Source organism: Saccharothrix australiensis (genome assembly GCF_003634935.1).
Taxonomy (GTDB): domain Bacteria; phylum Actinomycetota; class Actinomycetes; order Mycobacteriales; family Pseudonocardiaceae; genus Actinosynnema; species Actinosynnema australiense.
On sequence record NZ_RBXO01000001.1, the window covers coordinates 4,051,583 to 4,066,608 of the forward strand.

At 75.8% G+C, this 15,026-nt stretch carries 6 protein-coding genes; 3 read left to right on the plus strand and 3 right to left on the minus strand.

Annotated elements, in window-relative coordinates; all coding sequences use genetic code 11:
- Positions 1–218: 218 nt before the first annotated feature.
- Positions 219–5,579: a hypothetical protein gene (locus tag C8E97_RS17445; RefSeq protein ID WP_121006684.1), complete on the plus strand. Its 5,361-nt coding sequence runs from the start codon at positions 219–221 to the stop codon at positions 5,577–5,579.
- Positions 5,580–5,679: 100 nt separating this feature from the next.
- On the opposite strand, the gene C8E97_RS17450 is transcribed toward C8E97_RS17445, so the two are convergent.
- The gene (locus C8E97_RS17450) at positions 5,680–6,636 is read right to left on the minus strand and encodes a LysR family transcriptional regulator (protein ID WP_246018955.1); all 957 of its coding nucleotides are present in this window, start codon (positions 6,634–6,636) and stop codon (positions 5,680–5,682) included.
- Positions 6,637–6,735: 99 nt separating this feature from the next.
- Between C8E97_RS17450 and mdlC the strand changes: the two genes are divergently transcribed.
- Together mdlC and C8E97_RS17460 are read left to right on the plus strand one after the other, a co-directional pair.
- On the plus strand, positions 6,736–8,310 hold the full coding sequence (gene mdlC / locus C8E97_RS17455) for a benzoylformate decarboxylase (protein ID WP_121006685.1): 1,575 nt from the start codon (positions 6,736–6,738) through the stop codon (positions 8,308–8,310).
- 146 nt (positions 8,311–8,456) lie between these two features.
- Positions 8,457–9,665 (plus strand): MFS transporter, encoded by a 1,209-nt coding sequence (locus C8E97_RS17460; protein WP_121006686.1) that lies wholly within the window; start codon positions 8,457–8,459, stop codon positions 9,663–9,665.
- 128 nt (positions 9,666–9,793) lie between these two features.
- Here C8E97_RS17460 and C8E97_RS17465 read toward each other — a convergent pair whose 3' ends face one another.
- Together C8E97_RS17465 and C8E97_RS17470 are read right to left on the minus strand one after the other, a co-directional pair.
- Complete coding sequence (locus tag C8E97_RS17465) at positions 9,794–11,050, minus strand: M1 family metallopeptidase (protein WP_121006687.1); 1,257 nt, start codon at positions 11,048–11,050, stop codon at positions 9,794–9,796.
- Positions 11,047–14,835 carry a Pls/PosA family non-ribosomal peptide synthetase gene (locus tag C8E97_RS17470; RefSeq protein WP_121006688.1) on the minus strand — a complete coding sequence of 1,263 codons (3,789 nt, stop codon included), beginning with the start codon at positions 14,833–14,835 and terminating at the stop codon, positions 11,047–11,049. Before C8E97_RS17470 ends, C8E97_RS17465 begins: the two co-directional genes overlap by 4 nt.
- Positions 14,836–15,026 lie beyond the last annotated feature (191 nt).

Below are 15,026 nucleotides of genomic sequence, written 5' to 3' on the forward strand. Positions count from 1 at the left end.
GTGACGCGCACGCCACCGCGTCGGCTCCGGCACGGGCACGACACCGGTCGCCGCCACCCGGACGCCCGCGCCGGTCCGATCGTCGACCGGGCTCCGCCCGCCGTCCGGGTGTCATCTCATCGTGGTTCATCCGATCGTGTGATCCCGCTGTTCTTCGTCCCCCTCGGTCGCCCGGTGATCGTGAGACGATGCGGCGGACCGGGAGAGAGGGGCCGGGATTGGCTCGGGAGGACTGGCCGCGGGCCGCCAACCACATCGGCGGCGGTGTCGCCGGACCCTCCGTCCAGGCCGGTGCGATCTACGGGGACGTGCACCTCCACCACGTCGGGACCGGCGCTCCGGCGTGCCACCACGTCGGAGCCGGCGCGCCGACCCGCCCGCCCGCGTGGTGGGCGGACCGGCCGGAACTTCCGACGGAGGTCCGGTTCCTGCTGCGGGCCCAGGTGCAGGCGGCGCAGGAACTGCCGTACCGGCTGCCCGGCGCGCGCCGCCCGTCGCTCGCGACCGTCCACGTCCGGCAGGACCTGGGCGGCGTCGAGGAACCGCCGTCCGAGCAGCACCGCCCGACCCCGATCCTGGACGGCCGGGGGAGGCTGGTGGACCTGCCCGCCACGCCGCTCGCCCGGCCGGCGGTGCGCCCACCGACCCGGACCGTGCGCGAAGCGCTCGACGGCGACGACCACCTGCTGGTCACCGGCGGGCCGGGGCAGGGCAAGTCGACGCTGTCGCTGCGCCTGGCCGCGGACGTCGCGGCCCGCTGGAGCGCGCCCGACGACCCGGCCCCGCACGCCGACGACCCGGCTCCGCACGCCGACGACGCGGCCCCGCACGCCGACCGCGCGGGACTGCGCGCCGGTGGCGGGGACTCGCGCGCCGATGGCACGGCACCCCACCTCGACGGCGCGGAACGGCGCGCCGACGGCGCGGACCCGCTCGCGGAACCGGTCGTGCCGGTGCGGGTGGCCGCCCGCGAACTCGCCGCGCGCCTCGACCTGCCGTTCTCCCGCGCGCTCGCGGACGCCGTGCGCGCCGAGTACGGCTCGCTGCTGCCCTCGGCGGTGGACGCGCGGACGCTGGGCGAGAGGGTCGCGGGCTGCCGCTGGCTGCTGCTGGTGGACGGCCTCGACGAGGTCGCCGACACCGTCGAGCGGGACCGGCTGGTGGCCGTGCTGGCGGCGTGGGCGGTGGACGAGTCGCCGTACCGGGTGGTGCTGACCACCCGGCCCATCGAGGGCGCGGCGCTGGCGCCGTTGCAGCGCGTCGGCGCGGCCCGCTACGAGTTGCAGCCGTTCGACGCCGAGGCGCTGCTCAGGTTCGCCGAGAGCTGGTTCGCCGACGACCGGGAGCGGGCGCACCGGTTCGTCCGCCAGGTCCGGGCGGCGCACCTGGACGAGCTGGTCCGGGTGCCCCTGCTCGCGACGATCGCGGCGATCATCTTCGAGCAGCGCGGCGGCCGGCCGCTGCCGGACAACCAGTACGAGCTGTACGAGTCGTACCTGAAGTACCTGCGGTCCGCGCACCCCGCCGGGCCGGGCCCGTTCGACCACTGCCGCGACGCCCTGGTGGAGCACCTCGGCCGCGTCCGCCTGGAGGCCGACACGTCGCTGGTCGAGGCGGCCCACGCGTGGGCGGCGCGCCACCTGGCCGACCTGACCGGGGAGTGGCGGGAGGAGCTGACCGCGTACCTGGCGTCGGTCGGCCCGCTGACCCGGCGCGGCGACGACCTGTGCTTCCTGCACCACAGCTTCGCCGAGCACGTCGCGGCCACGGCGGAGGCCCGCCTCCTGCCCGACCGGTTCGACCCGGCGCACGCCGACTTCGCCCGCCTGCTGCACGCGGCCCGGTCCGGCGAGCGCGGCCGGTACGCCCGGCGGGTCCTGCTCCACCACACCCGCCTGCACCCGGCGGCGGCCGACGACCTCGTCCGGTGGCTGCACGACGGCGACCCGGAGTCGCACCTGGTCGCCGCCCGCCTGCTGGCCTCGCACGTGCCGGCGGGGGAGGAGGTCGTGGCCGCGTTCCTGGCCACGGTGCGCGGGTGGGCGATGACGACCCAGTACCCGGCCGCGAAGATCCTGGCGCGGACGGGACGGGCCGCGCACCACCCCGGCCTGGCCGAGTGGCTGCTGGACCTGCTGCGGGACGGCGCCGCGCCGTGGGCGTCCAGGGTGGAGGCGGCGACCGCGCTGGCCACCCGCCTGCGCGGCGCGCACGAGCACGAGGCGCGGGCGCTGCTGCGGTCGGTGGTGGACGACGCCGGCGTGCCGGCCGCGCACCGGCTGGCGGCGGCCGAGGCCCTGTCGGACTGCGGCGGCGCGGAGCGGGCCGCGTCGGAACGCGGGCTGCGCGCGGTGCTGGCCGACCCGACCGCGACGGCCTCGCAGCACCGCACGGCGGCCGTCGTGCTGGCCGGGTTCGGCCCGACGGCCCGCGCTGATGCCGTCGCCGCGCTCGAACAGCTGCTGGACGACCCCGACACCCCGGGTGCCGACCTCGCCGAAGCCGCCACCGGGCTGGTCGAGATCGGCGTCGAGTTCCACGACCGCGCCGCCGAGGTGTTCCGCACCATCCTGAGCACGCGCACGTCCACGCGGGCCGGTCTGGACGAGGCGGCCCGCGGGCTGGCGTCGCTGGGCGCGGCGCAGGCGGCCGAGGCGGCAACCGCACTGGAAACGCTGATCGCCGACCCCCGGATCCGGGTCACCGAGCGCGCCCGGCTGGGCGGGGCGCTCGCCGACCTGGGGGCGGAGCACCGGGCCACGAGCGGGCGGATGCTGGCGGAGCTGGCGGTGAGACCTGGTCTGAGCGGGCACGACCGTCGCGACCTCGCGGCGGCCCTCGCGCGGTGCGGCCCGGCGTTCCGCCCGCACGCCGCGGGCGTGCTGCGGTTGCTGCTCGCCGACGGCGCGGCCACCGCGAACGAACTGGTGTGGGCGGCGGACGAACTCGCCGACCTCGGGCCCGACCACCACGACGAAGCCGCGCGAGCGTTCCAGGCACTGGTGGATGATCCCCTGGTGGACGGTTACGAGCGCGTGGCCGCCCTGCGCCACCTCGTCCGGTTGGGCGAGCCGCACCGCACCCCGGCGCTCACCGCGCTGCGCGCCACGCTGGCCGACCCCCACGCGGAGCCGGACCAGCGCCGTTACGCCGCGAGCGAACTGGCGCGCATCGGGCCGGAGTTCCACGCCGAGGTCATCGCGGTGCTGGTCGACATCGTGTCCCGACCGCACGACGCCGACACCGTGGCGCTGGCGTGGCGAGTCCTCATGCGACTGGACAACCGGTTCCGGCGCGAGGGGGCGGCGGCGCTGCTCGACCTGGCGGCAGGGCCGGGAGCCGACGAGCACGCCGCCTCGGGCCACGCGGTGCAACTGTTCAACGGGGACGCCGACGACCCCGACGCGGCGGCGCGGGTGCTGACGGCGGCGGTGCGCGACCGTTCACGTCACCCGCGCGTGCGCATCAACGCCGTGCAAAGCCTGGTCCAGCTCGGCCGGTCGTACCACCGGGCAGCCGTGGACGGTGCGGTCGCGCTGCTGCGGTCGGGCACCGCGGCGGTCCTGCCCTGGCTGGTCCGGTTCCCCGAGCTGGGTGACGGTCTTCGGACCGAACTGGTCGACGAGCTGCGGGCGGTGGCGCTGCGTCCCGAGGCCACCGAGTCCACCGTTTGCCAGGTCGAGCGGGTGATGCGCGAACTCGACCACTGCGGCGACCCTGCGATCACCGACGCGATTCGGGTGATCGTCGCCGACGAGTCCGCACCGGCCACCGTGCGCGGTGAAGCTGCCCTGGCGATGGCGGATGTCGCGCCGAAGCAACTCGCCGAGGCCGTTGATGTGGTACTTCGCCTGCACGAGGACGGCTTCGCCCCTTTCTGGCTGAGGCGGGTACGCCGCCTGCCCGCCCGAGGTGGCGACCTGGCGTCGGGCGTGCGGCGGCTGCTCGTGGACCCGGACGCCCGACGCGCCGTTCGAGAGGCATCCGCCGACCTCCTCGCCGCCGTGCGGCCGGACCTGGTCGGGGATGCGCTCGGCGAGCTGCGGTCACAGGCCGCCGACGACCACCTCGACGCCCTGGCGCGGTCGAGCGCGCTGCGGGGGCTGGCGGCACTCGACCCTGGTGCGGTCGACCAGGCCGTCGCGTTCCACCGGGCGCTCCTCGATGACGAGACCAGGCCGATGGCCCAGCGCTGCACGGTGGCGCACCGCCTCGCCATCCTGGATCGGTCGACCGGCCGCGTGGTCCTGTCGGCGCTGCGGCGGTTCGTCGTCGCACCCACCTCGACCGCCGAGGAGCGGTTGACAGCCCTGACCTGGCTGGACAGCCTCCACCCGCACCGCTCGGGCGAAATCACGCGACTGGCCGCGGCGCTGATCCGGGAGCCGTCCGTCGACAGCCGGACGCGGTGCCAGGTGGTGCGTCACCTGCACGGTCACGTTCGCGGGGAAGTGGAGCGATTGCTGCTCGCCGACCACGTCGCGCCGGTCCGGCACCGCGTGCCGGCGACAGACGGGTACGGCTATCCGCCGCTGCCAGTGGAGACCGAGGCCGTCCTGCGGGATGTCCTCGCGGCGGCGGAGACCACGCCCGCCGAACGGGTCGAGGCGGCCGTCGCGCTCGGCCGCCTGTCGCGCCGGTTCATGCCCGAGGTCGAGGCACTGCTGGCGGGGTTCGAGGCGTGGGAGGAACTGGCCGGGTTCGAGGGCCGGTGGCGGCGTCGGGCGTTGGACGGGGTCCGGCGCGCCTTCGCGGACGGGACCCGCTCGTGGCGGGAGTGGAACCGGGCGGCGCACCTCCTCGCCGACCTGTTCACGACCCCGCCCGAACCGGTGCTCGACCACCTCCGCGACCTGGCCCGGACCGCGTCGGGACGGGTTCGGCTGCACGCCCGCCAGGCTTTGGGCAAGGTCGACGGCCGTGATGCCGTGCGGGCCGTTCGTGACGACGAGCGGGAGAACCCGGCGATTCGTCGGGCCGCCGCGGTGTCGCTGCGGGAGTACGCGGTGGCGGATCGGGCGGCGGGTGCGGCGCTGCTGCGGGTCCTCGCGACCGACCCGGCGGGCCGTCCCGCGCTGCGCCGGCAGGCGGCCGAGGACCTGCTGGAGTTCGGTGACCGGGGGCGTGAGTGGGGTGTGGCGGCGTTGCGGACGCTCGTGGTTGACGACACCCTGCCGGCGACGACCCGCGCACGTGCGGCGTCGGCACTGGGGCACGGTCGCCCGGACCTGCGTCGGGAGGTGGTGCGGTTCCTGCGTGACCTGCGCCCGGACATCCCGGCGCACCGCGTGCTCGTGCTGCGGGCGCTCGGTGCGTTCGAGCCCGAGGAGAGTTCGCTCGCGCTGCGGGTGATGGCGGACGACCGCGCCCACGGTCCGGTGGTGCGGATGCGGTGCGCCGAGGGGATGGCTGATCTGTGGCGCGACCACCGGGAAGCGGCGGCGATCGTGGCGCGGGAGATCGCGCACGACGCGGCCGTGCCCCGCCACGTCCGACGGCGTGCGGCTCGCGACCTCGCCAGATGGAGTGAACTGTGCCGGGCGGAGGCCCGCGACCTGCTGGTGGCGCTGCGCGACTGACCCGACGCCCCTGACTGCCGGTCCCGAGCCCCAACGCCGTCGCGAGGTCCGCATCGACCCCCGACCCTGGCTCGGCTCCGCCGGGCAGGCCCCGCCCGGATCAGGTCGGCTCGCCGATCGCGCCACCGATCGCGCCGCCCACCGCGCCGCCGTCGGGCTGCCCGAGCACTTCCGCCATGAACCGCACCAGCCACGCCTGCGCGGGCCCCCGCGCGTGCGCGTGCCGGGCGTAGATCGACACCTGCGCGGGCTCGATGTCGAGCGGCAGCTCCAGCAGCCGCACGTGGTGGTGCTCGGCCGCGAACACCTCGGCCACCATGCGCGGCACCATCGCGAACAGGTCGCCGTGCCGCACCAGGTACGGCAGCGAGGTGAACCGGGTCGTCTCCACCGCCACGCGGTGCAGCAGGCCGTGCGCCTCCAGCGCCCGGCGCGGACCGTCGTGGCCGGTGGGCCCGAACACCGCCACGTGCCGCTCGGCGGCCAGCTCCGCCAGGCCGACGCGGTCGCCGCGCAGCCGGGGGTGGTCCGCCGCGACCATGCCGACGTAGCCCTCGGCGAACAGCGGGATGCGGGCCACCCGCGGCGTGCTGAGCACCGGCGACGCGATGAACGCGTCGATCTCGCCGCGGCCGAGCTGGTCGGCGGCGTTGACCACGTCCAGCGGCCGGACGGTGAGCGTGACGCCGGGCGCGCGCGCCGGCAGCGCCGCCACCAGCCGCGGCAGCAGCGACACCTCGCCCAGGTCGGACAGGGACAGCGTGAACGTGGCGCGCGCCGTCGCCGGGTCGAACGACCACGCGCCGCTGACCGCCGCCTCGATGCCCGCGAGCGCCCCGTGCAGCGGCTCGTACAGCGCCTGCGCGGTCGCCGTCGGCACCAGGCCGCCCTTCGCCCGCCGGAACAGCTCGTCGCTGAACCGGCGGCGCAGCTTCTGGAGGCTGTAGCTGACCGTGGGCTGCGTCAGGTGCATCGCCTCGGCGGTCGCGGTGACGCTGCGCGTCTCGTACAGCAGGACGAACGTGCGCACGAGGTTCAGGTCGAAATCCCGCACCATAGATCCCATCGATATAGCTAGGTCCGAACATTTATTGGAACACAGTCGCCAGGCTTCTTATGGTCTGGGCCACAAACCCCGCGAGGAGGAAGCCCGCCCATGCCGACCGTCCGCCGGATCACCCACCGGTTCCTCGAACGCCGTGGCCTGACCACGATCTTCGGCAACCCCGGCTCCAACGAGCTGCCGTTCCTGGCCGAACTGCCCGAGTCGTTCCGCTACGTCCTCGGCCTGCACGAGGGCGTCGTGATGGGCATGGCCGACGGCTACGCGCAGGCCACCGGCCGCCCGGTGCTGGTCAACCTGCACGCCGCCGCCGGGTCCGGCAACGCGATGGGCGCGCTGACCAACGCCGTGTACTCGCGGTCGCCGCTGGTGCTCACCGCCGGGCAGCAGGTGCGGTCCGCGATCGGGCTGGAGGCGATGCTGGCCAACGTCGACGCCGCGCACCTGATGCGGCCCCTGGTGGGGTGGTCCGGCGAGCCGAGCTGCGCGGCGGACGTGCCGCGGTCGCTCGCGCAGGCCGTGTTCGAGGCCGAGTACCACCGCCGGCCCACCTACCTGTCCGTGCCCTACGACGACTGGTCGCAGGAGCTGGCCGAGGACGCCGAGGTGGTCCTGGACCGCGAGGTGCGGCGTGGGTCCGCGCCCGGCGAGCAGCAGCTCGCGGACCTGGTCGAGCAGGTCGCCGCCGCGCGCGCCCCGGCCCTGGTGCTGGGCGGCGACATCGACGCGGCCGGGCTGTTCGACCGGGCCGTGGCGCTGGCCGAGCACCTCGCGCTGCCGACGTGGGTCGCGCCCTCGCCGCACCGCCTGCCGTTCCCGAACCGGCACCGGCTGTTCCGGGGCGTGCTGCCCGCCGGCATCGCCTCGGTGTCCGACGCGCTCGCCGGGCACGACCTGATCCTGGTGCTCGGCGCGCCGGTGTTCCGCTACCACCAGCACGTGCCGGGCCCCTACCTGCCCGCGGGCAGCCGCCTGGTGCAGGTGACCGACGACGCGGGCGCGGCGACCCGCGCGCCGATGGGCGAGGCGCTGGTCGCCGACCCGGGCGCGGTCGTGGAGGCGCTGCTGGCGCGGACCGCCGCGCGCGGCGGCGACACCGGTTTCGAGCCCAACCCGGAACCGGAGACCGCGCCGGACGCGCTGCACCCCGAGGAGGTCTTCGCCGCGCTGCGCGACACCCAGCCCGCCGACACGACCTACGTCGTGGAGTCGACGTCGACCAACGCGGCCTGGTGGCGGCAGATGGACCTGCGGCAGGGCGGCTCGTACTTCTTCCCGGCCTCGGGCGGGCTCGGGTTCGGGCTGCCCGCCGCCGTCGGCATGGCCCTGGGCCGGCCCGAGCGCCCGGTGGTGGCCGTGGTCGGCGACGGCTCGGCCAACTACGGCATCACCGCGCTGTGGACCGCCGCCCAGCACCGCGTGCCGGTCACCTTCGTCATCCTGCGCAACGGCACCTACGGCGCGCTGCGGTGGTTCGGCGGGCTGCTCGGCACGCCGGACGTGCCCGGCACCGAGATCCCCGGCCTGGACTTCACCCGCATCGCCGAGGGCTACGGGGTGCCCGCGACCGCCGTGACCGGGGTCGACGAGCTGCGCGCGCAGCTCAAGGCCACCACTGAGGGCCCCCGGCTGATCCAGGTCGACACCCACCTGACCACCCCGCACTGACCCCGTCCCGAACCGACCCCGTCCCGACCGCTCCTCCGGACCAGGACCCCGATTCCGGTTCCGGCTCCGGACGAGCGCACCCACCCCCCTCACATCCCCCCTGGTGGTGACCCGGCCGGCGCCCGGCCACCGGAAGGAGCACGGCAATGACGACGTCTCCAACCCGCTCGACCTGGACGGCGGTGTTCTGCTGGCTGACCGTCCTGCTGGAGGGTTACGACCTGGTCGCGTTCGGCGCGACCATCCCGACCCTGCTCAAGACCGGCCACCTCGGCTTCACCCCGGCCGGCGCGACCCTGGTGGCCACGGTGTCGCTGATCGGCGTCGCGGTCGGCGCGGCGGTGCTGAGCCCCCTGACCGACCGGTTCGGCCGCCGCAAGCTGCTCATCGGCTCGGTGCTGCTGTTCTCGGTGTTCACGCTCGTGATCCCCCTGTCCCCGAGCGTGGGCGTGTTCGCGGCGTTCCGGTTCATCGCGGGCCTCGGCCTGGGCGCGTGCATGCCGGTGGCGCTGACCGTGATGTCGGAGAACCTGCCCGCCCGCAGGCGGGCCAGCGCGAGCACGTTCACCATGACCGGCTACCACGTCGGCGCGGTCCTGATGACGCTGCTCGCGCTCGCGGCCCAGGAGGACTGGCACCTGCTGTTCTACGGCGGCGGCGTCGCGGGGCTGGCCGTCGTGCCGCTGATGTGGTGGCGGCTGCCGGAGTCCTCGGCGTTCCTGGCCGTCCGCGACCGGGTGGAGCGCCCCTCGCCGCGCGTCCTGCTCACCCCGAGGTTCCGGCGGACCAGCGTCGCCGTGTGGGTCGGCTCGTTCATGGGGCTGCTGCTGGTCTACGGCCTGAACACGTGGCTGCCGCAGCTCATGCGCACGGCGGGCTACCCGATCTCGACGGCGATCACCCTGCTGCTGGTGCTCAACGTGGGCGCGGTGATCGGCCTGCTGGCCGCCGGCCTCATCGCCGACCGGTACGGCATCAAGCCCATCGCGGTGCTGTGGTTCGGCTCGGCGGCGGTGCTGCTGGCGGCGCTGAGCCTGCGCGTGGACAGCGGTGTCCTGCTCAACCTGATGGTGCTGTTCACCGGCGTGTTCGTGTTCTCGGCGCAGGTGCTGATCTACGGGTACGTGGCGCAGGCGTTCCCGGCGCAGGTGCGCGGCACGGCGCTGGGCTTCACCTCGGCGGTGGGCCGGCTCGGGTCGATCCTCGGCCCGTTCGTCACGGGCGCGCTGGTCACGGCGGGCATCGCCTACCCGTGGGGCTTCTGGTTCTTCGCGGCGGTGGCGGTGCTGGGCCTCGGGGCGGTGCTGCTGCTCACGCGCACCCCGGCCGCGCACCCCGAGGAGGCGACGGTCTGACCGCCCGGTCCCGGCTGCCCCACCGAGGCGGGACAGCCGGGACCGCTCAGCCGAACCCGCGCAGCCGGGACCGCTCAGTCGACGTGCAAAGCCGGCGCGCACAGTCGAGGCCGGGCAGCCGACGCCGCTCAGCCGGTGTCGGGCAGGCGGCCCCGGAGCAGCCACGCGTCGAAGAACGGACCGAGCGGCGCGACGCTGTGCCACTGGGCGAGCGACGTGAAGTCGGCCGTCGTCGCGGTGCCGTGGCGGTGCACCCTGGTCCAGTCGCGGAGCACGGTGAAGAACGCCTGGTCGCCCAGGCGGTCCCGCAGTGCGTGCAGGGTGAGCGCCCCGCGCTGGTAGACCCGGTCGTCGAACAGGCCGGCCTCGCCGGGGTCGCCGACCAGCAGGTCCTGCGGCAGGCGGGCCAGCCGGGCGCGGGCGCGGGCCGCGTGCACCGCCGCGGGCGGACCGCCCGAGTGCTCCGACCACAGCCACTCGGCGTAGCAGGCGAACCCCTCGTTCAGCCAGATGTCGCGCCAGTCGGCCAGCCCGACGCTGTTGCCGAACCACTGGTGCGCCAGCTCGTGCGCCACCAGCCGCTCGAACCCCCGCCGCCCGTCCACGTGGTTCGACCCGAACACCGACAGGCCCTGCGCCTCGACCGGTACCTCCAGCTCGTCGTCGGTCACCACCACGTGGTACTCGCGGAACGGGTAGGGCCCGAACAGCTCCTCGAACACCGCCAGCATCCGGGGCTGCCTGCCGAAGTCGTGCGCCGCCGCGGCGCGCAGCCGCGCGGGCGCGAGCACGTCCTGGCCGGGCGCGAGGGGCAGCCGCTCGTACTGCCCGATCTGCACCGACGCCAGGTACGCGGCCATCGGCTCGGCCTGCTCGTACACCCAGGTCGTGGTGCTGCTCCCGGTCCGCCGGTCGACCAGCACCCCGTTGGCCACCACCGCGTACGGCGTCGCCGTGGTCACCGAGATGCGGTAGGTCGCCTTGTCCCGCACCAGGTCGTTGCACGGGAACCACGACGGCGCGCCGATCGGCTGCCCCGCCACCAGCGCGCCGTCCGCGAGCGGCTCCCACCCCAGGTCGCCCCAGTGCGGTGTCCGCACCGGCTGCGGGGCGCCCGCGTAGCGCACCTCCACCACGCACCGCCCGCCGGACCGCCGGCGCAGCCGCAGCTTGCCGTCGCCGTGCGCGTACCGGACGGGCTTGCCGTCGACGAGGACCTTGCCGAGGGTGAACCGGCCGAGGTCCAGCGCCACCGGGCCGTCGGCCTCGACCCACAGCCGCGCGCGACCGGCGAGCCTGCCGGTCAGCGGCTTGTAGTCCAGTTCGAGGTCGTAGTGCTCGACCCGCACGCCGGGGTCGCCGTGCCGCGCCAGGTGACCGGTCATCGCCAGGCGGAGATCGGGTTGCCGAGCCAGCGGCTGCCGGCCGGGACCTCCTCGCCGCGCATCACCAGCGAGGCGGGCCCCACCGTGGTGTGCGCGCCGACCGTCGCGCCGGGCAGCACGATCCCGTGCGGTCCGAGCGTCGCGCCGTCCGCCAGGGTCACCTGGTCCATGCGGAGGATGCGGTCGTGGAACAGGTGCGTCTGCACCACGCACCCCCGGTTCACCGTCGCGCCGTCACCCAGCGTGACCAGGTCGGACTCCGGGAACCAGTGCGACTCGACCCAGGTGCCGCGCCCGATCCGCGCGCCCAGCGCCCGCAGCCACCCGGTCATCAGCGGCGAGCCGCCCGCCGAGCCGATCAGCCACGGCACGGCCAGCACCTCGACGAACGTGTCCGCCAGCTCGTTGCGCCACACGAACGCGCTCCACAGCGGGTACTCGCGCGACCGGAACCGGCCGACCAGGACCCACTTCGCCGCCACGGCCACCGCGCACGCCAGCACACCGGCCGCGAGCAGCACGACGCCCGCCAGCAGCGGCGCGAACGCGCCCAGCTCCCGCAGCGCGAACAGCACCAGCACCACCAGCGCCACGTGGCACATCACCGGCACGACCCGGCACAGCTCCACCAGCGCCCGCGCCACCACCAGCCGCCGGGGCGGGTCGAACGTGCGGCTCTGGTCGCCCTCCTCGGCGGCGCGCGGCAGCTTCATCGGCGGCATGCCCAGGTAGGAGCTGCCCGCCTTGGCGCGCTTGGGCGCGGCCGACAGCACGCCCACCAGGCCCCGGTTGGGCACCGAGCGGCCGGGCGCGGTCATGCCCGAGTTGCCCAGGAACGCGCGCTTGCCGACCTTCGCGGACGCGATCCGCAGCCACCCGCCGCCCAGCTCGTAGGAGGCGACCAGGGTGTCGTCCGCGAGGAACGCGCCGTCGCCGATCTTGGTCATCTTCGGCAGCGCCAGCACGGTCGACGCCTCCACGCCGCGCCCCACGCGCATGCCGAGCGCCCGCAGCCACACCGGCGTGAGCAGGCTCGCGTACAGCGGGAACAACACCACGCGGGCCAGGTTCATCAGCCGCTCGGTGGTCCACGCCTGCCACGCCACCCGGCTGTGCACGGGGTGCGCGCCCGCCCGCAGCCCGATACCCAGCAGCCGCACCGACACCAGCACCAGCAGCGCGTACGAGACCAGCCACGCCACCGTCGCGGCCGGCACCGCGAGCAGCGCTCCGCCGAGCGTCAGCGGCGCGCGGACGACCAGCAGCAGCGCGGGCAGCGCGGCGACGGCGGGCAGCAGGCCCAGCGCGAACGTCGTCGCGCCGTAGACGGCCTTCCACCACGGCGAGCGCGGCGGGCGCGGACCGGGCCGCGCCGCCTTGCCGGTGCGCTGCGCGGGCACGCCCGCCCACCGCTGGCCGGTCGGCACCGAGCCGACCACGCCGGAACCGGGCGCGACCTCGGCCCGCTTGCCGACCCGCGCGCCGGGGAACAGGGTGCTGCGCGCGCCGACCGTCGCGCCCGCGCCGACCCGGATGCGGCCGACGTGCACCCGGTCGCCGTCCACCCAGGTGCCGGACAGGTCGACCTCGGGCTCGATCGCGCTGCCGCGGCCCAGCTTGAGCAGCCCGGTGACGGGCGGCAGCGAGTGCAGGTCGACGTCCGGGCCGACCTTCGCGCCCAGCGCGCGGGCGTAGTGCGTGATCCAGGAGCCCGCGAGGTTCGTCGCGCCGCTGGACTCGGCGAGCCGCTCGGCGGTCCACAGCCGCAGGTGGACGCTTCCGCCGCGCGGGTAGGAGCCGGGGCGGACGCCACGCAGCAGCAGCCGCGCGCCGCCGGCGGCGACGGCGACCTTGCCGGGCGGGCTGAGGAACACCAGCCAGCCGGCCGCGACCCACCACCACGACACGGACAGCAGCCCGAGGACGTTGCCGACCGCCGCCAGCGCGACCACCCACCGGACGCCGGCGACGGTCGCCAGCGGGACCGTCAGCAGCGCCTGGAGCACCGCCGCGCGGCGCGGCGTTGGTGCGACGGCGCGGGCGGGCGCGTCGTGCGCGGCCAGCTCGTCGAGCCGGGCGGCCAGCGCGCGCAGGGTCGGGTGCTGGTAGACGTCGCTGACCGACACGCCGGCGTGCCGGGCGCGCACCGCGGACACCAGCTGGGCCGCCGCGAGGCTGCCGCCGCCGCTGGCGAAGAAGTCGGCGTCGGGGTCCGCGACGCGCGAGCCGAGCACCTCGGCCCACTGCTCGGCCAGCCACGCCTCGGTGCCGTCCAGGCGCGCGCCGACCTCGGTGTCCAGGGCGGGCAGCGGCCACGGGAGGGCGTTGCGGTCGACCTTGCCGGAGGTGCGGGTGGGCAGCGTGTCCACGACCGCGAGCAGCGGCACGAGCGCGGCGGGCAGCGCGGCGCGCAGCCGCGCCACCGCGTCGGCCTGGTCGAACGCGTCGTCGGCCGCCACCAGGTAGCCGACGAGGACCTGGTTGCCGCCCCTGGTGGTGCGCACGGCGGCGGCGGCGCCCGCCACGTGCGGCAGGGCCTGGAGCGCCGCGTCGACCTCACCCAGCTCGATGCGCCGCCCGCCGAGCTTGACCTGCTCGTCGGCGCGGCCCAGGAACAGCAGGCCCTCCGGCTCGGCCTTGACCAGGTCGCCGCTGCGGTAGGCGCGGGACCAGCCCAGCGCGGGCAGCGGCGCGAACTTCTCCGCGTCCTTGGCCGCGTCCAGGTAGCGGGCCAGGCCGACGCCGCCGATGACCAGCTCGCCCGTGCCGCCCATCGGCACGACCTCGCCGCGCGCGTCGACCACGGCCAGCTCCGAGCCGTCCAGCGGCAGCCCGATCCGCACGGGACCGACACCGGTCAGCGGCGCGGCGCAGGCCACCACGGTCGCCTCGGTCGGGCCGTAGGTGTTCCACACCTCGCGCCCGTCGACGGCCAGCCGCTCGGCCAGCTCGGGCGGGCACGCCTCGCCGCCGAAGATCAGCAGCCGCACGTCGTCCAGCGCCTCGACCGGCCACAGCGCGGCCAGCGTCGGCACCGTGGACACCACGGTGATCTCCTGCTCGACCAGCCACGGGCCGAGGTCCATGCCGGTGCGCACCAGGGCGCGCGGCGCGGGCACCAGGCACGCGCCGTTGCGCCACGCCAGCCACATCTCCTCGCAGGAGGCGTCGAACGCGACGGACAGGCCCGCGAGCACCCGGTCGTCGGGCCCGATCGGCTCGTCGGCGAGGAACAAGCGCGCCTCGGCGTCGACGAACGCGGCGGCCGACCGGTGCGACACGGCCACGCCCTTGGGCTTGCCGGTGGAGCCGGAGGTGAAGATGACCCACGCGTCGTCGTCCGGGCCCGGCGCGCCGACCCGGCCCAGCGGCGCGGCCCGCGACACCGGTTCGCGGCCCGCGCCGACGACCGCGCACACGCCGGCCTCCTCGAACACGAGGTCCGCCCGCTCGTCCGGGTCCTCGGCGTCGACCGGCACGTAGGCCGCGCCGGCGGCCAGCACGCCCAGGATCGACACGTACAGGTCGACGGTGCCGGACGGGACGCGGATGCCCACCCGGTCGCCGACGCCGACGCCGCGCGCCGCGAGGCCGCGCCGGACGCGGTCGACCTCGTCCAGCAGGGCCCGGTAGGTCAGGGCGGTGGCGCCGTCGTCCACGGCCGGCGCGTCGGGGTGCCGACGGGCGGTGTCCGCGAGGACGTCCAGCAGGGTGCGCCCCGGCGCGGCGGGTGCGGCGCGGAACAGGGCGGGTGTGGTGGTGGCGAGGTCGGCGGCGGTGGTCACCGACGGGCACCGGCTGGGCGCAGACGCACTTCTTCGTCCTCCGAGGGGGTGGGGAGGGCCGCTCCGCACCCGGTGGGCACCGGCCAGGCAGCCACGGCGGTCGCGACGTCGACCGCGCCGAAGGGGGACTTTACCGGGTTTTCACCGGGGTACCCGGTGATCGGGACGCCGAGTGGGGGGACTCACACACG

What these genes read in the sequence shown, in the direction of transcription:
- C8E97_RS17450 (WP_246018955.1), bottom strand. Translation starts at nt 6,636, where the DNA reads ATGGTGCGGGATTTCGACCTGAACCTCGTGCGCACGTTCGTCCTGCTG.
- mdlC (WP_121006685.1), top strand. Translation starts at nt 6,736, where the DNA reads ATGCCGACCGTCCGCCGGATCACCCACCGGTTCCTCGAACGCCGTGGC.
- C8E97_RS17460 (WP_121006686.1), top strand. Translation starts at nt 8,457, where the DNA reads ATGACGACGTCTCCAACCCGCTCGACCTGGACGGCGGTGTTCTGCTGG.
- C8E97_RS17465 (WP_121006687.1), bottom strand. Translation starts at nt 11,050, where the DNA reads ATGACCGGTCACCTGGCGCGGCACGGCGACCCCGGCGTGCGGGTCGAG.